The sequence below is a fragment of the Vibrio renipiscarius genome (genome assembly GCF_000827885.1).
Lineage (GTDB): Bacteria > Pseudomonadota > Gammaproteobacteria > Enterobacterales > Vibrionaceae > Vibrio > Vibrio renipiscarius.
Genome location: NZ_JTKH01000003.1, coordinates 473534 through 498520, shown reverse-complemented (window position 1 = coordinate 498520; position 24987 = coordinate 473534). Strand labels below are relative to the sequence as shown.

The window sequence follows — 24987 nt, the reverse complement described above, 5'->3', positions numbered from 1 at the left end:
CGTCCTTGGCTTTTAGCGGGTTCTTCACAGCAAGCGAAAGTGGGTCAGCGCTTATAAAAATGCGCTGGTAAAAGAGATGCTGCGTATTTGGTACTTTTCCTGAGAATTGATAATAAATTTTTGTAAGTGCTCCGAAGTCGGAAATACGCAGTGCACATCGAGATTAATCAGCAGATCGTTTTCTGCCATATCCCAAAAGCTCTGTAGTGAATTACAAATTATCGTTTTCATAGTGTTGCTCTTAGTTGACGTTGATATCGACCAAAGCAATCCGTGCGGTCTAGCAATTTAGTTGAAGTTGAATCCAATCAACCATGTGAACTGGGTGAATATTAACCAACAAAATATATGAAATAAAGCTTATATTTGAGACAAACGTAAATAATGGCCATGTTAAGTGGCCATTATTGTTATTTTTTGAGTTGTTTTTGTTTGAATTTTAACAGGTTAGACCAGATTTTAAGCGCTAGGTTCTGGTGGCTAAAATTTTTGAGTTCCTTTGATAGTTATAGAGATTTTGCTTTTGTGAAGGCAATTGCTCAACCCCAACTTCATAAAACCCTTGCTCTCTAAACCAGTGAAGACTGTGAGTCGTTAAGACAAAAAGTTGCTTTATGCCTTCTTGGCGACATTGCTGCTTCATGTAGTTCAGCAAAATTAAGCCACGATTACCATCACGATAATCCTTGTGAATCGCAACGCAGGCCATTTCTGCCATGCTGTCATCTCGATAGGGGTAGAGCGCAGCACAACCAATAATCAGACCATCTTTTTCAATAATGGTGAATTGATGGATTTCTTGCTCTAACTGTTCGCGTGAACGACGCACAAGAATGCCTTGTTGTTCCAATGGGCGAATCAAATCCAAAATGCCCCCAATGTCATCGATGTCAGCGATCCGCACTCGTTCTGAACTGGCGTAAACCACTTGGGTACCAATCCCGTCGATAGAAAAGAGTTCTTGGATAAGAGCGCCATCTTCTTTGTAACTCACTAAGTGACTGCGCGGCACGCCGGCACGACACGCGGTGATCGCTGCGCGCAAAAATCGTAAAGTGCCAGAGGCGTTATCTTGAGAGCAATCCACGTCGGTTTCTAATTTCGCTAACACCAGTTCGGCTTCTCGCGGCACCAATTCTGCGACCACGCCGCCCTGTTCATCAATAATGCCTTGCGCTGAACAAAAACCAATTAACTTATCCGCGTTAAGGCGAATAGCCACTTGGGTTGCCACTTCTTCGGAGAGTAAGTTGAAAGACTCGCCGGTTACGGAGCTGGCGATGGGGCCGAGCAAAACAATCGAGCCCTGATCAAGCATGCGATTAATGCCTTGAATATCAATTCTACGGATGCGTCCGCTGTGGCAATAATCGACGCCATCATCCACACCAAGTGGTTGGGCGATCACAAAGTTACCACTGACGACATTCAGTTGAGTCCCCGCCATAGGGGTATTGCTTAAGCTCATTGAAAGCTGTGCAGTAATGGCCAGTTGCAGTTGACCTGCGGCCTGCATGACAAGCGATAAACTGGTTTCATCCGTGACTCTAACGCCTTTATGACAGTCATTGATGACTTGATTTTGTTGCAACATCGCGTTGATTTGGGGACGAGCACCATGCACCAGTACGATTTTCACGCCTAGGCTATGAAGGAGCGCCAAATCGCTGATGATATTTTTAAAGTTCTCATCGGCAACCGCTTCGCCCCCTAACATGACCACCATGGTCTTTCCTCGGTGGGCATTGACGTAAGGTGTTGACTGACGAAATCCTTTAACTAATGCGGTGCTACGTATTTTCACATTACAATCCATGGGTGAATTTATATGTGATTATAGTGCAAATTTATTCTAAAGTTGGCAAGCGATTTTTTTGGAATAAAGACCCAATAAACGCTTTAGTGAGATTGTGAGGGAAAAAATAGCATGTTATAGATTGATTTTTCCCATCAGGTCATCAGCTTATGAGCATTATCGCGAAAAAAAATGCTGCCGATAAAACCGTTCAAAGTGCAGGTTTATGGAAGGCGAATGGGCTGAAACGTCGAGGGGGAACATTCTTCTTTTTGATCGGTGCGGGGGCCAGCCTGTTTCTTTCGATAACATTGGGTACGGCGCTTTACTCGAAATACCAGCAGGTTGCTTACCCACCATCATTGATTTATGGCACTTGGGTTGAATACGATGTTGCGCCTTATCTGGCGGAGCAGATTGTCATCAATCAAACAGGCGTCGCGGTGAATGGCGGCGTTGTGGATACTCAAATCAGCTTTGATGGTGAGACGCTGCGTTATCAGCATGGTGCCCAAGAGCGAGTTTTTCACTTCTATTATCACAATTGGAATGAAATGAAATTGGCGTCTGAGGCGCTTTATCAACCGGTTTATGTCAAATCTCGTTAAAATTCACATTCATTAACCATCGTAACGTTGACTCTGGCATAGAGAGTTTGTCATGCTCGCAACTCGGTGTTCATGGACTCTTATTCGCAATGAAAAAATACCTTCCTTTGGCAGTCGCGTCGCTGCTTTTTGGCTGTGCTCAGCCAACCGAACGCGCACAACAGTATAAAGATGTTGAGTTTAACAAAACGCTCAACGCTGTTGAAAATGTGCAATCAGACAGTAGCCGAGATTTCACTGAATTTCATAAACAAGCCGAGCAGGTGGTGATGAAGTCGCCTTCAATGGCGAAGGTGTATCAACCTCTGTATGAAAAACTCAATGAATGGGTACTTGAAAGCGGTGATCCGAGTGATCTCGCCAAATTTGATATCCAAACCGCACAACTAGGCGGTGGAGACAGCAAAGGTAACGTGCTATTCACCGGCTATTTCTCACCAGTCATGGAGCTGCGCCATCAGGCGAATGAACAGTATAAATACCCAGTCTATGCAAAACCCGATTGCAGCGATAATTGCCCAACACGAGCGGAGATTAATGCCGGAGCGCTAGAAGGGAAAGGACTAGAGCTTGGCTATGCGGCGAACATGATCGACCCATTTTTAATGGAAGTACAAGGCAGTGGTTTTGTGCATTTTGAAGATGATGACTCGCTTGAATATTTCGCTTACGGTGGTAAAAACAATAAAGCTTACGTGAGTATTGGCCGAGTATTGATTGAGCGTGGCGAAGTCTCACGTGAAAAAATGTCAATGAAAGCGATCAAAGAGTGGGTGCTGGCGAACGATGAAGCCAAAGTTCGTGAACTGCTAGAGCAGAATCCTTCATATGTCTTTTTTGCTCCCCGCGCTGATGCGCCCGTCACGGGCTCTGCGGGTATTCCGTTATTGCCAATGGCGTCTGTCGCCGGTGATCGCTCAATCTTCCCGATGGGAACCCCAATTTTAGCCGAAGTACCGCTACTTAAACCGGATGGTACCTGGAGTGGTGTGCATCAACTGCGCTTATTGATCGTGCTTGATACCGGTGGTGCTGTGAAACAAAATCACCTCGATCTGTACCATGGTATGGGGCCTCGAGCGGGCACAGAAGCCGGCCATTACAAACATTTTGGTCGAGTTTGGAAGTTAGGCTTAGACGGTTCGGCCACACAAGCGCCTTGGGCGATGCCGCCAGAGAAGCAAAAATAATCATTCACGCGGAGCCGCATTGGCCGGCGCACCGCGAGTCTAGACTTTTCAATAAAGAGTGCGTATAAAACGCACTCTTTGTTTTTGTAACCGATTTACAGGGTTTACGTCATGCGTGAATTAGACACTCCAGCTTCAGATAATTACAACCAACGCTTTGGTGGTACTCGCCGTCTTTATGGCAACAGCGAAGTCGAAATCCTCCGAGCGGCACACGTGTGCGTAATTGGTATTGGCGGTGTTGGTTCATGGGCGGTTGAAGCTCTGGCTCGCAGCGGTGTGGGTGAATTGACATTGATTGATATGGATGACGTGTGCGTGACCAATATCAACCGTCAAATCCATGCGATGAGCGGCACCGTTGGGCAAAGCAAAATTGAAGTCATGGCCGATCGTGTAAAACTGATTAACCCAGAATGTAAGGTTAATTTGATTGATGATTTTATTACGCCTGATAATCAGCACGAGTACTTAACCAAAGAATACGATTATGTGCTGGATGCGATTGATAGTGTGCGTGCGAAAGCATCCTTACTTGCCTATTGCCGCAGCAATAAAATTAAAGTGATCACAACCGGTGGTGCGGGTGGTCAAACCGATCCTACGCAAATCAAGATTGCGGATTTAACCAAAACGATTCAGGATCCGCTGGCGAAGAAAATTAAAGACACCTTGCGTCGTCACCATAATTTCCCAACCAATCCACAGCGTAAATTCAATATAGACTGCGTATTTTCAACGGAACAGCTGAAATACCCACAGGCCGACGGTTCTGTGTGCGGTGTAAAAGCAACTGCGGAAGGGCCAAAACGTATGGATTGTGCCAGCGGTTTTGGTGCAGCAACGGTCGTAACGGCGACGTTTGGCTTTGTCGCGGTTGCACGTATTCTTGAAAAACTGATCCAGAAACACGCAAAGTAGGAGAGAGGCTATGTCATCGTTTCCAGTATGCCTTTTCGGCTATGCCGCAGGTTCTGACAACATTACCGCGGAACATATCGTTGAGGTAATGCAGAATTTTCAAGGGTGGGAAGATCGCTATCGTCAGGTGATCCAATGGGGTAAAAAACTGCCCGTGATGCCTGAAGAATTCAAATCGAATCAAGTGATGGTTTCGGGCTGTGAAAGCCAAGTCTGGTTAGTCAGCGAGCAAGTTGATGGGCTTTGGTACTTCAGTGCGGACTCTGATGCCCGTATTGTACGTGGCTTAATTGCGCTTGTGATGGCGGCATACCACGGTAAAACTAGCGCGCAAATTCAAACGTTTGATATCGACGCATACTTTGATCAATTAGGGCTGGTTACTCACCTTAGCCCATCGCGTGGTAATGGTTTAAAAGCCATTGTTGAACAGATCAAACAATTAACGAGTAAATGACCACAGTTCTCGTTGTGTGCAAAATTTAATCACTGCAATTTGAATGTCTTAGCAAAACAGGCTGTTGTCACACTTGTTGTCATTGGCTAAAGACTGTAAAATCCGCGCCCTTAATAATGTTCCGTTGCTTGAGAGACACCATGACCACTGAAAAAATCAACCTGCTCGATTTCGATCGCCAAGGATTGCGTACATTCTTTGCTGAAGAATTAAATGAGAAAGCATTCCGCGCCGAACAGGTGATGAAGTGGATCTACCATTTTGGTGTGGATAACTTCGACGATATGAACAACATCAACAAAGTATTGCGTGAGAAGCTGAAAGAGCGCTGCGAAATTAAAGCGCCAGTGGTTTCTGCGGCTCAGCATTCAACGGATGGCACCATTAAATGGGCGATGCGTGTTGGTGATCAAGATGTTGAAACGGTGTACATCCCAGAAGAAGATCGCGCGACGCTGTGTGTGTCTTCACAAGTTGGTTGTGCGCTGGAGTGTAAATTCTGCTCAACGGCACAGCAAGGCTTTAACCGTAACCTAAAAGTGTCTGAAATTATTGGTCAAGTATGGCGTGCTGCGCGTGAAATTGGCCTACAAAAAGAAACGGGCCGCCGTCCAATTACCAACGTGGTAATGATGGGCATGGGTGAGCCACTGCTGAACATGAAAAACCTGATTCCTGCGTTAGAAATCATGCTGGATGACCTTGGTTTTGGTCTGTCTAAGCGCCGTGTTACGGTATCAACGTCAGGTGTCGTGTCTGGTCTTGACCAAATGACCGGTAAAATTGACGTTGCGCTGGCGATCTCTTTGCATGCGCCAAACGATAAGTTGCGCAGCGAAATCATGCCAATTAACGATCGTTGGGACATCCAAGAGTTCCTTGCGTCAGTACGTCGTTACATCGCTTCATCAAATGCAAACCGTGGCCGTGTGACCGTCGAATATGTATTGCTTGATCATGTGAATGATGGCACTGAGCACGCACATGAACTGGCTGCGTTGATGAAAGACACGCCGTGTAAGATTAACCTGATTCCATTTAACCCATACCCAGGTTCGCCGTACAAAAAGCCAAGCAACTCACGTATCGATCGCTTCCAGAAAGCACTGATGCAATATGAGCACACAGTGACGACTCGTAAAACGCGTGGTGATGATATTGATGCCGCGTGTGGTCAATTAGTGGGTGACGTGATTGACCGTACGAAACGTACGGCCGTTGCGAAAGCCGCCAAGGGCGAAAGCATCGACATTAAAGCGCTATAAATTAGCAAAATTTCAAAAAGCCAGAGCATTTGCTCTGGCTTTTTATTTGATTGAGAAAACAGCGCTCATCGTATTTTTAAGTCATTTGTCGACGTTTGTTGGCTTTTTATCCACTTAGAATGTCAGTTTTTAGAAAAACCTTGAGCTTGCTGTAATTTATCTCTCTTAGTTGTGTTGTTTCGTGCTTGATATCTATTAGAATTAACAGTTATACCTATAACCGTACCCTCTGTTGCATTGCACAGAAAACGGTTCGGTAATAAGGAGAGGCGATCTACTGATGATTGAATTGCATATCTTGCTCGCAAGACGTCTTTAAATCAGTAGATTGATTAGCGCATTGAATGACATTGAGCAAATCCAACGACGAACAAAAAATAATAAAAATGGATGTTTCAATGTAAACCAGAGAAAGAGAACTATGAACGCGGATCAACCAACTCCAGCAACAGAAGACAATGTAAACGCTATCCGAGTTGAAGCGGGTACAATACTAAAACAGAAACGTGAAGAACTTGGCCTATCGCAAAAGCAGATTGCTGATCGCTTACGTTTGCGTGTTGCTTTGATTGAACAAATTGAAAATAATCATTTTGAAGCGGATCAAGTTGCCACATTCACTCGCGGCTATTTGCGTTCTTACGCCAAAGTCGTTGGGGTAGATGAAGACTTAGTTCTTTCTGCCTTAGATGAGTGTTTGGGCTCTCAACCTCAAGAGCAACCAATGAAGAGCTTCTCACGAAAAACCAATCGTGAAAGGCACGACAGTCGCATCATGGCACTGACCTGGGGGATTGTGGCGGTCATCGTCGCGATTTCATCTGTGTGGTGGTGGCAAAATCAGCAAAAAGATGTTGTCGAAGTTGTGATTGCGGATGAACCTGCGCTGGTGGCATCGGCCTCAGAAAACGCACCGGATATCCAAACCGAATCAGTGGCAGATGCAGAAAATGCGTTAGCGACAGAAGAGCCCGTTGGCGAAGTTGATTCGTTATCGCCGGCAGAGCCAGTAACGACAGACGCGGTTGACACAGAAATCAACAATGAATCTGACGCGGTTCAAGCCGATAATGCGACGATTACAGAAGAGATCACCCCACCGGCTGCTGAAATTGTCAGTACCAATTTAATGACCATGGCATTCAGCGATGATTGCTGGATACAAGTCAAAGATGCGACCGGAAAAACGTTAGAGACTGGCATTAAGAAAGCCGGACAAACATTACAAGTTGAAGGTAAAAAGCCTTATAAAGTTATTTTAGGCGCACCTGAAAACGTTTCTATTACATTAGCGAGTGAACCTGTCGACCTTTCTGGGTATACTTCAGGCAAAGTAGCACGATTCACCTTACCTTAGATACGATTATGCAATACGAATCTCCTATCAAACGTCGCCCATCGACTCGAATTTACGTGGGCGATGTGCCTATTGGTGACGGCGCACCGATTGCGGTGCAATCAATGACGAACACCAGAACAACAGACGTGGAAGCGACTGTTGCCCAAATTCGAGCGTTAGAAAAAGTGGGTGCAGATATCGTACGCGTATCCGTTCCTACTATGGATGCTGCTGAAGCATTTAAATTGATCAAACAACAAGTGAATGTGCCCCTCGTGGCAGACATTCACTTTGACTACCGTATCGCACTAAAAGTCGCAGAATACGGGGTGGACTGTTTACGCATTAACCCGGGCAATATCGGTAACGAAGAGCGTATTCGTGCGGTTGTTGACTGTGCGCGTGACAAAAACATTCCTATTCGCATTGGTGTAAACGGTGGTTCTCTGGAAAAAGAAATCCAGATGAAATACCGCGAGCCAACCCCTGCGGCGTTAGTTGAATCGGCAATGCGTCACGTCGATATTCTTGATCGTCTTAACTTTGATCAATTCAAAGTGAGCGTGAAAGCCTCAGATGTGTTCCTTGCGGTGGATTCATACCGCTTGCTCGCGAAGCAGATCGATCAACCACTGCATTTAGGTATTACTGAAGCTGGCGGTGCCCGAGCGGGTGCGGTGAAGTCATCGGTAGGCTTGGGCATGTTGTTGGCGGAAGGCATCGGCGATACATTGCGTATTTCTTTGGCGGCAGACCCAGTTGAAGAAATTAAAGTGGGCTTCGATATTTTGAAGTCACTGCGTATTCGCTCACGTGGCATCAACTTTATTGCTTGTCCAAGCTGTTCACGTCAAGAATTTGATGTGATTAATACAGTGAACGCGCTTGAAGAGCGCTTAGAAGACATTATTACGCCAATGGACGTATCGATCATTGGTTGTGTGGTGAACGGTCCTGGTGAAGCAGAAGTTTCTCACCTTGGTCTCGCAGGCAGCAGCAACAAAAGTGCTTTCTACGAAGATGGCAAGCGTCAAAAAGAGCGTCTTGATAACCAAGACCTTGTGGCAACTTTGGAAGCGAAAATTCGCGCCAAAGCGGCACTGATGGACGAAAGCAACCGCATCGACATTAAAGTTCAAGACTAAATTTCAACGAAGTAATACAAATTACGGTAATTATTGTGGCAAAAACTATTCAAGCAATCCGAGGCATGAACGACTGTCTCCCAACTCAATCACCACTGTGGCAAAAACTTGAAAACACAGTGAAAAACGTAGTTAGCGCATACGGTTATAACGAAGTGCGCATGCCAATCGTTGAAGAAACAAACCTATTCAGCCGCGCGGTTGGTGAAGAGACCGACGTCGTTTCAAAAGAAATGTACACCTTTGATGATCGTAACGGCGATAGCCTAACGCTTCGCCCTGAAGGTACAGCGGGTTGTGTACGTGCATGTATTGAAAACAGCCTGATCAACCGTGACGAACAGCGTCTGTGGTACATGGGGCCTATGTTCCGCCATGAGCGTCCGCAGAAAGGTCGTTACCGTCAATTCCACCAGTGTGGTGTTGAAGTATTTGGTCTAAATGGTCCAGATGTTGATGCTGAACTTATTATGATGACAGCACGCCTATGGCGTGAGTTAGGCATCGATAAGCACGTTCGTCTTGAGCTTAACTCTATCGGTTCTCAAGAAGATCGCGGAGAGTACCGCACGGCATTGGTTGCATTCCTTGAGCAACATATCGACGTGCTAGATGAAGATTGTAAGCGTCGCATGCACACTAACCCACTGCGTGTTCTGGATACGAAGAATCCTGACGTTCAGGCTATTTTAGGTGATGCTCCTCGTCTTTCTGAGTACTTAGGCGAAGAATCTAAGCAACATTTTGCCGGTTTGTGTGAACTTCTTGATGCTGCAGGTATCGAATACAACGTTAACGAACGCCTAGTTCGTGGCCTTGATTATTACAACCGCACGGTCTTTGAATGGGTCACTGAGAGCCTTGGTTCTCAAGGTACGGTTTGTGGTGGTGGTCGTTACGACGGTCTAGTTGAACAACTAGGTGGTAAGTCAACACCTGCAGTGGGTTTTGCAATGGGTCTAGAGCGTCTGGTATTGATGCTTGAAACACTAGAACTGACTGACGTACGCCGCAGTGTTGATGTTTACATGGTGACCGCTGGCGAAGGTACGATGATGGCGGGCATGAAGCTGTCTGAACAGCTACGCGAACAAGTACCAGGTCTACGTGTTATGAACCACTTTGGTGGTGGCAACTTTAAAAAGCAATTCAAACGTGCTGATAAAGTGGGCGCAGTGGTTGCACTTGTATTGGGTGAAAACGAAGTTGCAGACAACACCGTGGTACTAAAAGACTTAGTTGGCGGTACGCAAGAAACGTATACCCAAGCTGAAGTTATCGCAAAATTGGCTGAATTTATCTAATCGAATTTAAATTTTGAAAGTGGCGATCTGAATCGCCACTTTTCTGATATTAAGAGGACAGGAAGTGGAACTCTACGATACCGAAGAACAACAAGTTGAAGCGATCAAAGATTGGTGGAAAGAAAACGGCAAAGCCGTGATCTTTGGTGCAGTGATCGGCCTAGGTGGTTTATTTGGCTGGCGTTACTACCAAGATACAACGATCGCGGCTCAAGAAGCAGCTTCGGCTAGCTACACCAAAGCGATTGAAAGTTTAGCGGCGACAGGTGCGCAAGCTGAAACGCAAGTACAGTCTTTTATTGAAGCGAATGGTGATTCAGAGTACAGCGTATTAGCAGCACTTCAGTTAGCGAAAGTACAAGTTGAAGCAAACAAATTGGATGATGCAATCAGCCAACTTCAATGGGCAAAAGACGCAACTCAAGATCAGGCGCTACTGGCGGTGATCAATTTCCGTCTTGCACGTCTTCAAGCTGAGCAAGGTAATTTTGATAGCGCAATCGCACAGCTAGCAAACATCACTGACTCGGGTTGGACGGGTCGTGTTGAAGAGCTAAAAGGCGATATCTTACTGCGTAAAGGCGATGCAGAAGGTGCTTATGCCGCATATACCGAAGCACAACAAGCCGGTGATGCGACAGAAGTACTGAAAATGAAATTGGATGATCTCGCCAAGTAAGGATCTTTTGGATGAAGAAAATGCTGAACAAGGCCTTAACCGCCGCTGCCATTTTAGGCGTTTTAGCCGGTTGTGCGAGTGAAGAAGACACCATCATCATGGCGCCCGTGCCTCAAGTTGAAAGTGAATTCACACCAACATCAGTGTGGAGCACTTCAGTAGGAGACGGGGTTGACCAGTACTTCTCAAAACTCTCGCCTGAATTTGCTTATGGAAAAGTGTTCGTTGCGAGCCGTGATGGCGTTGTGAAAGCACTCAGCCCAGAAAGTGGTGAAACACTTTGGGAAGCCGAATTGGAGCAAGATGTTCCAGCGCGTCTTTCGGGCGGCATTAGTGCAGCATACGATAAGTTATACATCGGCAGTGAAAATGGTGAAGTGATTGCGCTTGACCAAGACACGGGCGAGCTTATTTGGCGTGTTAAAGTACAAGGTGAAGTGCTAGCGGCACCTGCTACAGACGATAACCTGGTTATTGTGCATACCAGCGAAGGCTTTTTGCTGGCACTTGATCAAGTTACCGGCGAGCAAAAATGGGCGATTGGTACTGAAGTTCCGAACCTAACTTTGCGTGGTAACAGTGCGCCGGTTGCTGTCTCTGGCGGTATCTTCTGGGGAACGGCGAATGGTCGTCTTGCAGCCGCAGTTGTTCAGCATGGTCAACTGATTTGGCAGCAGCCAATCGGGACACCAAAAGGGGCAACGGAAATTGACCGCATTGTCGATGTTGATGCTTCTCCGGTGGTGATTGGCGGAACGCTGTACATTGTGGGTTATAACGGTCAGCTAACCGCGATCGAATTGCGCTCAGGTCAACCGGCTTGGAAACGCAGCTATTCTTCAGCGACGGATCTAGCGAGTGACGGCAGCCGTTTGTTTGTCGTTACAGATAAAGATCATCTCGTGGCCGTTGATGCACGAAGTGGCACCGAGTTGTGGAAGAACAAGCAACTTGAGCACCGCTTAGTCACGGCGCCAAAAGTGATTGATAACTACCTCGTCGTGGGTGACAGTGAAGGTTATCTTTACTGGATCGAGCGCGCGACAGGGGAGTTTGTTGCACAACAAGAAGTGGATAGCAGTGGTTTTGCGGTCCCGCCAGTGCAGCTGGATGATGGTTATGTGGTTGTTACTCGCGATGGCGATGTAAAGAAACTAACGATCAGTCAATAATTTCGTGATATAATTCACATTCGGCTCCTTTCTGGTGACAGATTGGGGCCGTTTTGTTCATATAAAACAAGTGTTTAATCCTAAAGTTGTGGTTATAGGTAACTATTTGGTGATGAGCTTGGCAACAAGCAAAGTTGTCAGTCGTTACCTATAACTACATAAGAAAAGAATATTGTAGAGGTTGTTATGGTTCCTGTTGTTGCTCTGGTAGGGCGTCCAAACGTAGGTAAGTCTACGTTGTTTAACCGTTTAACTCGTACGCGTGATGCGCTTGTTGCGGACTTCCCTGGCTTAACTCGTGACCGTAAATATGGCCAAGCGAAGCTTGGTGAGCATGATTTTATCGTCATCGATACCGGTGGTATTGATGGTTCGGAAGAAGGTGTAGAAACCAAAATGGCTCAACAATCGCTAGCGGCGATTGATGAAGCGGATGTGGTGCTATTCCTTGTAGATGGTCGCGCAGGTTTAACGCCAGCAGACCAATCAATTGCTGCACATTTACGTAAAATTGAAAAGCCAGCTATGCTGGTCGTAAACAAAGTTGATGGTATTGACCCTGATGCGGCAAGTGCTGATTTCTGGCAACTTGGTATGGGTGATATGTACCAAATTGCTGCGGCTCACGGTCGTGGTGTTGGTCAACTTATCGATCTTGCTCTAAACCCATTTGCAGAAAAAATGATTGCAGATGCACAAGGCGAAATCGAAGATCTAACCGACTTCATCGATGAAGATGAAGAAAAGCTAGATTACACCGAAGAAGAAGCAGAAGAAGAATTCAAGCGTCTTCAAGATCAGCCAATCAAAATGGCAATCATTGGTCGTCCAAACGTAGGCAAATCAACACTGACTAACCGTATTCTTGGTGAAGAACGTGTGGTTGTGTATGACATGCCAGGAACGACTCGCGACTCTATCTACATTCCAATGGAACGTGATGGCCGTGAATATGTATTGATCGACACTGCGGGTATTCGTCGTCGTAAAAACATCAATGAAACCGTTGAGAAATTCTCAGTGGTTAAAACATTGAAAGCGATTGAAGATGCGAACGTGGTGCTATTGGTTATCGACGCGCGTGAAAACATCTCAGATCAAGATCTCAGCCTATTAGGCTTTGCTTTGAACTCTGGTCGTTCAATCGTACTGGCGGTAAACAAGTGGGATGGTCTAAACAACGATGTTAAAGAGCAAGTGAAGAAAGAACTTGATCGCCGTTTAGGTTTCGTTGACTTTGCACGTATCCACTTCATCTCTGCACTGCACGGTACAGGCGTGGGTCACTTGTTTGAATCAGTACAAGAAGCATACAACTCGGCAACGACGCGTGTAGGTACTTCTGTTCTGACGCGTATCATGAAAAATGCAACCGATGATCACCAGCCGCCAATGGTACGTGGCCGTCGTGTTAAATTGAAATACGCGCACGCAGGTGGCTACAACCCACCAATCATCGTTATTCACGGTAACCAAGTTAAAGAACTGCCTGATTCGTACAAGCGTTTCTTGATGAACTACTACCGTAAAGCGCTAGAGATCATGGGTACACCTATTCGCATTCAGTTCCAGAATAGTGAAAACCCGTTTGAAGGCAAAACAACGAAGATGACACTGTCTCAAGAGCGTAACCGTAAACGCATGATGAGCATGGTTAAAAATCGTAAAAAATAACGGTAGTTTGATCGTTTAAATAGAAAAGCGCCTACAATAAAGGCGCTTTTTTTGTATCTGAACCTTTTGATTTTTATTTTTATTCTTAGTAATGGCACCGATTATCATGACCGAATCCGTAACGACTTCTATCAATCCAACGATTACTCAATTTTGTCACCAAACATGGCAACTAGACGCCAATGTTCAGCTTATAGAGCGTAATGACCAATGGCTTTATCTTGTGACCGATCAAACGCCGTTTCATCCAGTCAGCCATATTTGGCCTGATCATCCGGCGGATAAGGGAACAGTGACCATTGGCGGAGAGACGATCGTTGTAGAGGATTGTTTTGTGGGTGCGGTCAATTTGACGAACGGTCAGTTATTTGTGGATAAAGCAATCCCCGTAAAACGCAATGAGCCGGGCTGGGTCTTTGTCGTGGTGCATTGTTTGAGCAATACCACGGCTATTTCACCGGCAGAGGGTGAAAAAGTAACCTTGACGGTTGATAAGGCCTATCAGCAATCGCTGAGTCGCGGGCACAGTGCTGGTCATCTGGCGTTTTTGGCTCTTAACAAAGTTCTGAGTACGGAAGGCTATTGGCGTAAAGAAGCCGACCGTAAAGATCCGCACGGCTACAACGATTTTAATAGCTATGCGCAAGAGACCAGTTTTGTGACACCAGATCAATGCCTTGATAGCTATCGCCTAGGTAAGACATTACGCAAGCGTGGTTTGAATAGTGTGGAGATGGTAGAAAAATTAACTGAAATAGAAATCCTTGTTAATCAACAAGTTAAAGTCTGGCTTGCGTTGCAATCGAAAGTTGACATGGTGTGTGACGGTGATCACCTTACTGACTCTCGCTACTGGCGTTGCGATCTCGGTGAGTCTATTCCAGTGACGATGCCATGCGGTGGTAGTCACATTGATGGCCTATCGGATCTAGGAAGCATGCAAGTTACGCTGAAAGAAACAGCGCTAAATTACATAGAAATGCAGACCAATGTCATCGTTGCGGGTTAAAAGCCCATATTTTTTATCAAATGCTGAAATATCGATTTAAAACCCACTTATTGGAATATTAATCTGTCTTAAATCCAAATGCAGGATATGTAACTTATGCTTTCGGCGTGTGGTGATATAAATATTCTTTTTAGGGGTGATCGCTGATCAACTTGGATTTAGCCGATGATCTTATAAAGATCATCTTGGGTGAAGGTGTGCTCTTTGGTCAACAATAAGCAAGAGATAGTGTGATGTGACGAAGATCAAAGCCTATGTCTATTGGTCGATCCACAATACGATCAATCTGAATAAGGAAGTAGAAAAATGAGCGAGAATCATTGCCCGCAGTGCCATAACGAGTTGGACTGGCAAGGACGTTACCATTGCCAACACTGTGCTGCCGATTTTAATAAAATCGCATTTTGTCCTGATTGTGAGGCAAAGTTAGAGAAATTACAGGCTTGTGGGGCAGCGAACTATTTTTGTCATAGCAGTCGCTGTAACGAGCTCAAATCGAAATCTCGGGTTCGATTTGAATTTCAAAAGTCAGAATAGAGAAACAAAGAGCAGCGAAAGAATTCGTTATGGAACCTAAAAATAATGCCGCTTATAGAAGCGGCATTATTTATTGTAAAGAGCTTGTCGTAGAAAGAGCATCGTCAATACGGTGAGCAGAATTAATTGACGGTTGAGCGGACTTCACCATCGGCTAAACGGGTGATGAGTGTGTCGCCTGTTTTCACATTCTCTGCTGATTGCACGACTTGGCCATGGGCATCTTGCGTAATAGAGTAACCACGTTTGAGCGTCGCCAGCGGGCTGACGGCATCGAGCTTCTCTGCGGCTAAGGCCAATTGATGACGGTGATTAAGCAGCTTTCTATCCATAGCATCCAACAACTTCTGTTCGACACGTGCGAGCGAGGCTTGTTGAGCACTCAAACGCTTAGCGGGTGAATTGAGTTGAAGGCGATGTAACTGTCGCTCTAACTTTTGCTGACGTTGGGCGACGAATTTTTGCATAGCACGCTGCAAGCGACCATCTAGCTCATCGAGTTGCTGGCTTTGACGCTGCAATTGCTGGCTAGGGTGCTGTCTTTCAAGGCGGTGCTGTAAGCGATTGAGTTGCTGTTTTTGCTGTGATAGGTAGTAGCGCCATGCGCCAAACAACTTCTGCTCGCGCCCAGCAATACCTTGCGCTTTATGGCTGTTATCACGACTGACTAACTCAGCCGCGGCGGAAGGGGTCGGAGCACGCATATCCGCGACAAAGTCAGCGATCGTCACATCGATCTCATGACCGACAGCACTGATGATCGGGATCTGGCTGGCTGCGATCGTACGCGCGACAATCTCGTTGTTAAAACACCATAGATCTTCTAACGAACCGCCTCCGCGACCTACGATCAACACGTCACACTCGTTACGAGTATTGGCGCGACCAATGGCTTGAGCAATCTGAATCGCAGCGTCTTCCCCTTGCACCATGGTAGGGTAAATCACCACCGGAAGGGAAGGGTCACGGCGCTTTAATACATCCAAAATGTCAAACAAGGCTGCGCCTGTTTTTGAGGTGATAACCCCGACGCATTTAGGATGTTCAGGTAAAATTTGCTTACTGGTTTGGGCAAACAATCCTTCACTGGCCAACTTCATCTTCAGTTCTTCAAACTGCTGCTGTAAACGACCGTCACCTTCAGGCTGCATGCTTTCGATGATCAATTGATAGTCACCACGCGGTTCATAAAGTGAGAGGCGTGCTTTGACTAAAACTTGGTTGCCGTTAGTGGGTTTGAAGCTGACATGACGATTGTTGCCACGAAACATGGCGCATTTAACTTGAGCGCGAGAGTCTTTGAGCGTGAGGTACCAGTGACCTGAGACGGGTGCAGAGAAGTTAGAGATTTCACCCACTAACCACACAATCCCCATTTCATTTTCGAGTAATAAGCGCACTTCGGCATTAAGACGAGAAACAGTGAAGATGTTTTGATTGGTCAGAGATGACACAGCTAAGTTCCGTGGGCGTGAGTATGGAAGTTAGCGGCAAGATAATACATAGCAAAGGGGTAAATGCAAGAAAAAAATTAAAAAAACTAGTGGTCAAGCGTATGCGTTAACCGTATAATCCCACCGCAATATCTAATCCAAATGTAACGAGTCACCCTGACTTATTGCCCTCATTATGCGAAACGATGGGACCTGGATTGTTTTTTTTACTCCTTTAATTGTGAGATATTGCAAATGCTAAGAATTGCCAAAGAAGCGCTGACATTCGATGACGTACTACTCGTGCCAGCTCACTCCACTGTTCTCCCAAACACAGCTGATCTTCGCACTCAGCTAACGAAAAACATTTCTCTGAACATCCCAATGATTTCTGCGTCTATGGACACAGTTACTGAAGCTCGTCTAGCGATTGCCCTTGCGCAAGAAGGCGGTATTGGTTTCATTCATAAGAACATGTCTATCGAACAACAAGCTGAAATGGTTCACCAAGTGAAGATTTTCGAAGCGGGCGTTGTTACTCATCCTGTCACTGTTCACCCTGATGCGACAATCGCGGATGTGGTTGAATTGACAAGAAAACACGGCTTTGCGGGCTTCCCTGTTGTGACTGAAAGCAACGAGCTTGTTGGTATCATCACTGGTCGTGATGTGCGCTTTGTTACTGATTTAAGTAAGAAAGTGAATATTGTAATGACACCGAAAGAGCGTCTAGCTTCTGTTAAAGAAGGTGCATCTCGTGAAGAAGTTCAAGAGAAAATGCACAGTGCTCGTGTTGAAAAAGTACTGGTTGTAAACGACGAGTTCCAACTAACCGGTATGATTACCGCAAAAGACTTCCACAAAGCAGAAACCAAACCTAACGCATGTAAAGATGCGCAAGGTCGTCTACGTGTAGGCGCAGCAGTTGGCGCAGGCGCTGGTAACGAAGAGCGTGTTAAAGCGCTGGTTGAAGCCGGTGTTGACGTTCTACTTATCGACTCTTCTCATGGTCATTCTGAAGGTGTTCTAAATCGTATCCGCGAAACTCGCGCAGCATTCCCAGATCTAGACATCATCGGCGGTAACGTAGCAACAGGCGCAGGCGCTAAAGCCCTTATCGAAGCGGGTGTAAGCGCAGTGAAAGTGGGCATTGGCCCAGGTTCAATCTGTACAACTCGTATCGTAACGGGTGTGGGTGTTCCTCAAGTAACGGCTATTGCAGATGCAGCAGAAGTGGCAAACGAATACGGCATTCCAGTTATCGCTGATGGCGGCATCCGTTTCTCTGGCGACATCTGTAAAGCAATCGCAGCCGGCGCATCATGTGTGATGGTTGGTTCAATGTTCGCAGGTACAGAAGAAGCACCGGGTGAAGTGATTCTTTACAACGGTCGTTCATACAAATCTTACCGCGGCATGGGCTCACTAGGCGCGATGTCACAAGGTTCTTCAGACCGTTACTTCCAATCTGATAACGCAGCAGACAAGCTAGTTCCAGAAGGTATCGAAGGTCGTATCGCATACAAAGGTCACTTGAAAGAGATCGTTCACCAACAAATGGGTGGTCTACGTTCAAGCATGGGTCTAACTGGCTCAGCAACGATTGAAGCAATGCGTACTACAGCAGAATTTGTTCGTATCTCAGGTGCAGGTATGGCGGAATCTCACGTGCACGACGTTCAGATCACTAAGGAAGCGCCAAACTACCGTAGAGGCTAATTCTTCCGATAGAATTAATCGTACGTAAACGTTTGCTTTTTCCTTGAAGCATTAATGTGAGGCGGGTAAACTCGCCTCCGTTGTAATAACTTAGCTTATAAGACTGCCCAAAATGACAAAAAATATCCATGACCAACGTATTCTGATTCTGGACTTCGGTTCTCAGTACACTCAGCTAGTAGCGCGCCGTGTTCGTGAGATCGGTGTTTACTGTGAGCTTTGGAGCTGGGATGTAGAAGAAGCGGATATTCGTGAATTCAACCCAGATGGCATCATCCTATCGGGTGGCCCTGAGAGTGTAACGGAAGCAAACTCTCCACGAGCTCCTCAATATGTCTTTGACTCAGGTGTTCCTGTCTTTGGTGTATGTTACGGCATGCAGACCATGGCAGAACAGCTTGGTGGTAAAGTTGCAGGTTCTGATGAGCGTGAATTTGGTTACGCAGCAGTACAAGTGACTGGCGAATCAGCACTGTTCGCAGGCCTTGAAGCAACGCAAGATGTTTGGATGAGTCACGGTGACAAAGTTGTCGAAATTCCATCTGACTTCACTAAAATTGCACAAACGGATACATGTCCTTACGCTGCAATGGCGAACGAAGAGAAGAAATACTACGGTGTTCAGTTCCACCCAGAAGTAACGCACACTAAAAACGGCCTTAAGATGCTGGAAAACTTCGTACTGAACGTATGTGGTTGTGAGCGTCTATGGACTTCTGAATCAATCATCGAAGACGCGGTTGCTCGTATTAAAGAGCAAGTCGGCGATGATGAAGTGATTCTTGGCCTATCTGGCGGTGTGGATTCTTCTGTTGTGGCAATGCTTGCGCACCGCGCAATCGGCGACAAGCTAACGTGTGTATTCGTTGATAACGGTCTACTTCGTTTAAACGAAGGGCAACAAGTAATGGATATGTTTGGTGATCAATTTGGTCTAAACATCATTAAAGTTGACGCGGAAGAGCGCTTCCTGAACGCGCTTGAAGGCGAATCAGATCCAGAAACGAAACGTAAGATCATTGGTCACGTTTTCGTTGATATCTTTGATGAAGAGTCGAAGAAACTGACGAACGCTAAATGGCTAGCACAAGGTACGATTTACCCAGATGTAATCGAATCTGCAGCGTCTAAAACAGGCAAAGCGCACGTGATCAAATCTCACCATAACGTTGGCGGTTTGCCAGACGATATGGAGATGGGTTTGGTTGAGCCACTGCGTGAGCTATTTAAAGATGAAGTACGTAAGATTGGCCTAGAGCTAGGTCTTCCTTACAACATGCTTTACCGCCACCCATTCCCAGGACCAGGCCTTGGTGTTCGTGTTCTTGGTGAAGTGAAGAAAGAGTACTGTGATTTGCTACGTCGTGCAGACGCTATCTTTATTGAAGAGTTGCACGCGGCGGATCTTTACAACAAAGTTTCTCAAGCATTCACCGTGTTCCTACCAGTACGCTCTGTAGGCGTAATGGGCGATGGCCGTAAATACGATTGGGTTGTATCGCTACGTGCAGTAGAAACCATCGACTTCATGACCGCTCATTGGGCACACCTACCATACGACTTCTTAGGTAAGGTTTCTAACCGTATCATTAACGAAGTAAACGGTATTTCTCGCGTGGTTTACGATATTTCAGGTAAGCCACCAGCAACGATTGAGTGGGAATAATTTCCACTTAAAACGTTGTGATAAGAACCAGCCTTAGGGCTGGTTTTTTTATATCTGTCGCGTGTGAGTTTTGCAAAGTGGTAAAGGTTATTTAATTGTACAAAAAGGCCGCATAAAGATTAAATAATCGACAGGACGCGGCCTGTTCCATTGATTTCTCCTTTAACGCGTTGAAGTGTGGGATATTCGTCTTATTGCGTATTTGTGTAATCTAAGTTTTCATAACCCGCTCCTTGTGTTTAACTGGCTGTGGCTTAAAATTCGCGCGTAATTTTTATAAACATTTTTGAAAGGTACGCGCCAATGTCAACAAAACTGGCTAACCCAGCCCCACTAGGCCTAATGGGTTTCGGTATGACAACTATCCTGCTTAACATCCATAACGCAGGCTTTTTTCCAATCGATTCAATGATCCTAGCAATGGGTATCTTCTACGGTGGCCTTGGCCAAGTGCTTGTTGGTATGATGTGCTTTAAGCGTGGCGACACCTTTGGTACCACTGCTTTCACTTCTTACGGTCTTTTCTGGCTGACGCTAGTGGGTATTCTTGTAATGCCTAACATGGGTCTTGCACCAAGCCCAGCAAGCTTCATGGGTTGGTACCTAGCACTTTGGGGTATCTTCACAGGCTTCATGTTTATCGGTTCTCTTTGCTACCCAGTTGCGAAACAAGTGGTCTTTGGTTCCCTGACTATCCTGTTCTTCCTACTGGCAGCACGTGATTTCACGGGTAGCTCAGTTATCGGCACTATTGCGGGTATCGAAGGTATTTTCTGTGGCGCAAGCGCAATCTACTTCGCAATGGCTCAAGTGCTAAACAACGAATTCGGCCGCGTAGTGCTGCCAGTTGGCGAAAAGCGTATCAAGCCAATCGTTGCTGCTGAGCAAGTCGCGGCATAATTGTTTGTTTGAACAACACTGTATTTCTAAGGGTTAGCCATTTGGCTAACCCTTTTTTTATGTTTATTTTCCGGCGATAGGTTTTATTGGATCCGTTTGTGATTGAGAGCGGTTTGATTAGATGCGGCTCAAATTGCCTGATTTTGGTGCTTTATTCACCACTCAGAAAAGCGCATTATCACTTATCTAATACCCACATCACGGATGAGTTATGAAAGACGAAACACTAGCGATTCATTTTGGTTATGAAACAGAACCGACGACGAAATCTGTCGCGCCCCCGATTTATCAAACGGTCGCGTATGAGTTTGATAGCGCTCAGCATGGCGCCGATCTATTTAACCTCGAGGTTCCCGGAAATATTTATACACGCATCATGAACCCAACCAATGACGTGTTGGAAAAGCGCATGGCTGCATTGGAAGGTGGGATTGCGGGTTTGGTGGTGAGTGCAGGCAGTGCGGCGATCAACTATGCCATTTTAACCTTAGCGGAAGCGGGCGATAACATTGTCTCGACACCGCAGCTGTATGGCGGAACTTATACGTTATTTGCTCACATGCTGCCGAAGCAGGGGATTGAAGTTCGTTTTGCCAAAGATGACAACCCAGAAAGTCTCGCTGAGCTGATTGATGAGAACACCAAGGCGGTGTATTGCGAGAGTATCGGCAACCCTGCTGGCAACATCATTGATCTTGAGCGCGTCGCCGAAGTCGCACACGCTCAAGGTGTGCCGGTGATTGTTGATAATACGGTCGCGACGCCAGCATTATGTAAACCGATTGAATTTGGCGCGGATATTGTGGTTCATTCACTGACCAAATATGTAGGCGGTCATGGCACCACCTTGGGTGGGGCGATCATTGATGCCGGCACATTCCCATGGGCCGAACATAAAGAGCGCTTCCCGGTGATGAATCAACCTGAGCCGTCGTATCACGGCGTGGTCTATACCGACACTTTCGGTCCGGCCGCCTTTATTGGTCGTGCCCGCACAGTGCCGCTACGCAACACGGGTGCTGCGTTATCGCCAATGAATGCATTCATGTTAATGCAGGGGTTAGAAACGTTATCGCTGCGTATGGAGCGTCACACAGAGAATGCCCTTAAGGTGGCAGAGTTCTTACAGCAGCATGATAAAGTCAGTTGGGTGAGTTACGCAGGTCTTGCGGATTCGCCATTTTATCCATTGGCAGAAAAATACATGAAAGGTAAGCCCTCTGCTATTTTGTCATTTGGTCTTAAGGATGGCTATGATGCGGGCGTACGATTCTATGACGCGTTGCAGATATTCAAACGCTTAGTCAATATTGGTGATGCGAAGTCATTAGCTTGTCATCCAGCGTCAACCACGCATCGTCAAATGAGTACAGAAGAGCAGGCGAACGCAGGGGTCTACCCTGAAATGATTCGCTTATCGGTGGGTATTGAGCACATCGATGACATTCTTGATGATCTGACGCAGGCGTTGCAAGCGTAACGTTGTGGAAGACTGAACCAATGAACATCAAAGGCGCCGATTCGGCGCTTTTTTTGTATTGGCAGTAAGACGTTGTGTTTTTAGCCTATGATGATCTAAACGCTAAAAAAAGTGATCAGTCACGAGTGAGTGCTATTCCAAGATAAGGAAACGAAAATGGCAGGCTTAAGTTTATTAACCCTTCTTGATGATATTGCGACGGTATTAGATGACGTGGCTTTGATGTCGAAAGTCGCAGCAAAGAAAACCGCTGGGGTACTAGGGGATGATTTGGCGCTTAATGCCCAGCAAGTTTCCGGTGTGCGTGCTGAGCGAGAAATTCCGGTGGTCTGGAGTGTTGCCAAAGGTTCGTTTAAAAATAAGCTGATATTGGTTCCAGCGGCACTGCTGATTAGTTCTATCGCACCGTGGTTGATCACGCCTTTACTGCTGGTGGGCGGTTTGTTTTTGTGTTTTGAAGGTGCCGAAAAAGTGCATGAGAAACTTTTTCACCCTCACTCTGATGCGGAACCGACGGATAACTCTGATTTATCGGCAGACAATCTCGCCGACTATGAACAGCAGAAAATCAAAGGGGCGATTCGTACCGATTTTATTTTATCCGCAGAAATCATTGTCATTGCGTTAGGAACAGTACAAGGCCATCCATTCATTACACAAGTGCTGGTGATGAGTTTAATTGCCGTCCTCATGACGATAGGCGTTTATGGCTTGGTGGCTGGCATTGTAAAAATGGACGATCTAGGTTTTTACTTACAACGCAAAAGCCAAGGTGAAGGGGCGCTAAGTTTGCTGGGTGATGGTTTGGTGTCTATGGCGCCAAAACTGATGAAATTTTTGACGGTTGTTGGCACGATCGCGATGTTTCTTGTCGGTGGTGGCATTATCGTGCATAGCTTGTCATTCATACACCATGGACTGGAAAGCGTCGTTAGTGTGTTGCCGCAGATCCCTTATCTCTCTGCGACGTACTCGACGATCGGAAACGGAATCATCGGCCTCATGAGTGGTCTTCTTATGCTTGCTTTGCTGTCGGGCTATCGCCGTTTACGCGCCACTCATTAAGGGCTGTGTGCTATCTTCGTGAGCAAGCCTGCATGCGATATCAATGCGGTATCAATGAGATATCGGTGTATGAAAGGCGATTAACGGATAACGCAGTGATGGCCTTTTGAGTTGAGCTCCTTTGCCCATTCCTTTTTGTTATCGGATTCGCCATGAATTAAGTGAATTTCTTTGGGGGGAAGAGAAATGCCGTGAATGAAATCGAACAGATCGGCTTTATCAGCATGAGCTGAATACCCTGACATGGTGTGGACTTGCGCCTTTACCTCAATCTCTTTCCCATCGATGCTAACCTGTTTATCGCCATTTTGAATCGCACGGCCTAACGTCCCTTGAGCCTGATAGCCAGCCAGTAACACATCGGTGCGATCGTCGGGCAACAGCGCTTGCAAGTAGTTCATAATGCGCCCGCCTTGGCACATGCCCGAAGCGGCGACGACAATCGCAGCTTCTCCCGTCGACGCTAATCGATTGACTAAACGTTTGTGATTACGATGATCATCAATGGTGATGCACTGCTCAAAAGCCAATGGGTGACGATGTTCGGCAAGGCGCGCTTTTGCTTCTTGTCCCCAAAGTGTTTTAAATCGACGATAAGATTGGGTGACCTGCTGCGCCATTGGGGAATCTAAAATAATGGGGAGGTTGGTTGAAATTTTATTCTGATGGATCAGTTGTTCAATATCAAAGAGCAGCTCTTGGGTTCGTCCCACACTAAACGCAGGTATTAAAATCGCACCACCATCGGCGAGTGAGCGTTCAATGATCGCGAGCAATCGCTGCGATCGGGTGTGAATGTCGTCATGATGTTTACGGCAATACGTTGATTCGATGAAGAGATAGTCGGCACGTTTTGGTGGAATCGGGTCGGGCAATAACGGCGTGTTTTTGGGCCCAAGATCGCCTGAAAAAACGACCACTTCTTGATTGGGTAGGAGAATTTCAATATAGGCCGAACCAAGAATATGCCCAGCATGTTGAAAGCGTGCTTTGAGAGTTGATTTTCCATTCGAAGGCAAGGAGAACCATTGAGCATAGGATTGAGGTCTCAATTGTGCTTTTAAACGACTCATGACTTGTTGGGTTTGCTTTGTCGATAAGCCCAATTGCAGCTTTAGCCCGTCTTCTAGCATAAGCGGAACCAGCTCTGCGGTGGCTTCTGTGCAATAGATGGGTTGTGTAAACCCGCTCGCCAGCAACCACGGTATTCTGCCAACATGATCAATATGTGAATGGGTCAGTAGCAACGCATTGAGGTGCTCAGTGGCAAACTCAATTTCAAGCGCCCGTTCATCCGCTCCCTGAAATAGCCCGCAATCAATCAAAATGGATGTCTCATCAGCACGTAGTTCATGACAAGACCCGGTGATGGTGTCCTTACCGCCGTGATGGATGATTTTCATCTTTGGCTCTCCTTTTTGTCTATGCCAATGAACTTGCCCGCAGAGTTAACTTTACACAACTGCGTGTGCCGTAATTGTGAGGCACAGAAGGATCTGACCAAAAATTGATGCAACCATTATGTTATGAACTGTGCTTTGAACGGTGTTGTGAATTGTGTTGTGAATTGTGCGATGCAGGGTCGAAGCGATTGCCGAGATACGGATATGAATACTGAGCGAGGGATAT

Annotated in this window: 22 protein-coding genes; 18 read left to right on the top strand and 4 right to left on the bottom strand. The window is 46.2% G+C overall.

Annotated features, from left to right (window positions below; translation table 11 throughout):
* Nucleotides 1–51: 51 nt before the first annotated feature.
* The gene (locus OJ16_RS20190; RefSeq protein WP_040987042.1) at nt 52–231 is read right to left on the bottom strand and encodes a hypothetical protein; all 180 of its coding nucleotides are present in this window, start codon (nt 229–231) and stop codon (nt 52–54) included.
* Between the two features lie 235 nt (nt 232–466).
* Nucleotides 467–1804, bottom strand: coding sequence for an amino-acid N-acetyltransferase (gene argA, locus OJ16_RS02530; RefSeq protein WP_040987040.1), 1338 nt, complete (start codon nt 1802–1804; stop codon nt 467–469).
* Between the two features lie 161 nt (nt 1805–1965).
* Between argA and OJ16_RS02525 the strand changes: the two genes are divergently transcribed.
* From OJ16_RS02525 to OJ16_RS19705, 13 genes are all read left to right on the top strand, one after another.
* Complete coding sequence (locus OJ16_RS02525; RefSeq protein WP_052810308.1) at nt 1966–2403, top strand: DUF2850 domain-containing protein; 438 nt, start codon at nt 1966–1968, stop codon at nt 2401–2403.
* Nucleotides 2404–2492: 89 nt separating this feature from the next.
* On the top strand, nt 2493–3593 hold the full coding sequence (gene mltA, locus OJ16_RS02520; RefSeq protein ID WP_040987038.1) for a murein transglycosylase A: 1101 nt from the start codon (nt 2493–2495) through the stop codon (nt 3591–3593).
* A 111-nt stretch (nt 3594–3704) separates the two neighbouring features.
* Entirely contained in the window at nt 3705–4514 is an 810-nt protein-coding gene (gene tcdA / locus OJ16_RS02515) for a tRNA cyclic N6-threonylcarbamoyladenosine(37) synthase TcdA (protein WP_040987036.1), read from the top strand.
* A gap of 10 nt (nt 4515–4524) precedes the next feature.
* Nucleotides 4525–4971, top strand: coding sequence for a cysteine desulfurase sulfur acceptor subunit CsdE (gene csdE / locus OJ16_RS02510; protein ID WP_040987035.1), 447 nt, complete (start codon nt 4525–4527; stop codon nt 4969–4971).
* A 140-nt stretch (nt 4972–5111) separates the two neighbouring features.
* Nucleotides 5112–6236 (top strand): bifunctional tRNA (adenosine(37)-C2)-methyltransferase TrmG/ribosomal RNA large subunit methyltransferase RlmN, encoded by a 1125-nt coding sequence (locus OJ16_RS02505; RefSeq protein WP_040987033.1) that lies wholly within the window; start codon nt 5112–5114, stop codon nt 6234–6236.
* A gap of 421 nt (nt 6237–6657) precedes the next feature.
* Nucleotides 6658–7593, top strand: coding sequence for a RodZ domain-containing protein (locus tag OJ16_RS02500; protein WP_040987029.1), 936 nt, complete (start codon nt 6658–6660; stop codon nt 7591–7593).
* An 8-nt stretch (nt 7594–7601) separates the two neighbouring features.
* Nucleotides 7602–8720, top strand: a complete 1119-nt coding sequence (ispG, locus tag OJ16_RS02495) for a flavodoxin-dependent (E)-4-hydroxy-3-methylbut-2-enyl-diphosphate synthase (RefSeq protein WP_040987028.1) — start codon at nt 7602–7604, stop codon at nt 8718–8720.
* Between the two features lie 35 nt (nt 8721–8755).
* Nucleotides 8756–10024, top strand: a complete 1269-nt coding sequence (gene hisS / locus OJ16_RS02490) for a histidine--tRNA ligase (protein ID WP_040987027.1) — start codon at nt 8756–8758, stop codon at nt 10022–10024.
* A gap of 64 nt (nt 10025–10088) precedes the next feature.
* Complete coding sequence (locus OJ16_RS02485) at nt 10089–10703, top strand: YfgM family protein (protein WP_040987025.1); 615 nt, start codon at nt 10089–10091, stop codon at nt 10701–10703.
* A gap of 11 nt (nt 10704–10714) precedes the next feature.
* Nucleotides 10715–11875: an outer membrane protein assembly factor BamB gene (gene bamB, locus OJ16_RS02480; protein ID WP_040987023.1), complete on the top strand. Its 1161-nt coding sequence runs from the start codon at nt 10715–10717 to the stop codon at nt 11873–11875.
* A 186-nt stretch (nt 11876–12061) separates the two neighbouring features.
* Entirely contained in the window at nt 12062–13549 is a 1488-nt protein-coding gene (gene der / locus OJ16_RS02475) for a ribosome biogenesis GTPase Der (protein ID WP_040987021.1), read from the top strand.
* 106 nt (nt 13550–13655) lie between these two features.
* Nucleotides 13656–14558, top strand: a complete 903-nt coding sequence (locus OJ16_RS02470) for an alanyl-tRNA editing protein (protein WP_040987018.1) — start codon at nt 13656–13658, stop codon at nt 14556–14558.
* A 306-nt stretch (nt 14559–14864) separates the two neighbouring features.
* Nucleotides 14865–15095 (top strand): zinc ribbon domain-containing protein, encoded by a 231-nt coding sequence (locus tag OJ16_RS19705; protein WP_082030204.1) that lies wholly within the window; start codon nt 14865–14867, stop codon nt 15093–15095.
* A 122-nt stretch (nt 15096–15217) separates the two neighbouring features.
* On the opposite strand, the gene xseA is transcribed toward OJ16_RS19705, so the two are convergent.
* A complete protein-coding gene (xseA, locus tag OJ16_RS02465; RefSeq protein ID WP_040987017.1) occupies nt 15218–16549 on the bottom strand; it encodes an exodeoxyribonuclease VII large subunit in 1332 nt (443 codons plus the stop codon).
* Nucleotides 16550–16783: 234 nt separating this feature from the next.
* On the opposite strand from xseA, the gene guaB reads away from it, so the two are divergent.
* The 5 genes from guaB (at nt 16784) to OJ16_RS02440 (ending at nt 23358) form a co-directional block, all read left to right on the top strand.
* A complete protein-coding gene (guaB, locus tag OJ16_RS02460) occupies nt 16784–18247 on the top strand; it encodes an IMP dehydrogenase (RefSeq protein ID WP_040987016.1) in 1464 nt (487 codons plus the stop codon).
* A gap of 112 nt (nt 18248–18359) precedes the next feature.
* Entirely contained in the window at nt 18360–19913 is a 1554-nt protein-coding gene (guaA, locus tag OJ16_RS02455; protein WP_040987015.1) for a glutamine-hydrolyzing GMP synthase, read from the top strand.
* A 303-nt stretch (nt 19914–20216) separates the two neighbouring features.
* Nucleotides 20217–20813 carry an acetate uptake transporter gene (locus OJ16_RS02450; protein WP_006710170.1) on the top strand — a complete coding sequence of 199 codons (597 nt, stop codon included), beginning with the start codon at nt 20217–20219 and terminating at the stop codon, nt 20811–20813.
* Nucleotides 20814–21024: 211 nt separating this feature from the next.
* Nucleotides 21025–22293: an O-acetylhomoserine aminocarboxypropyltransferase/cysteine synthase family protein gene (locus OJ16_RS02445; RefSeq protein ID WP_040987003.1), complete on the top strand. Its 1269-nt coding sequence runs from the start codon at nt 21025–21027 to the stop codon at nt 22291–22293.
* Between the two features lie 156 nt (nt 22294–22449).
* Complete coding sequence (locus OJ16_RS02440; RefSeq protein ID WP_040987002.1) at nt 22450–23358, top strand: DUF808 domain-containing protein; 909 nt, start codon at nt 22450–22452, stop codon at nt 23356–23358.
* A gap of 80 nt (nt 23359–23438) precedes the next feature.
* Here OJ16_RS02440 and OJ16_RS02435 read toward each other — a convergent pair whose 3' ends face one another.
* Nucleotides 23439–24761: an MBL fold metallo-hydrolase gene (locus OJ16_RS02435; protein ID WP_040986999.1), complete on the bottom strand. Its 1323-nt coding sequence runs from the start codon at nt 24759–24761 to the stop codon at nt 23439–23441.
* Nucleotides 24762–24987: the final 226 nt, after the last annotated feature.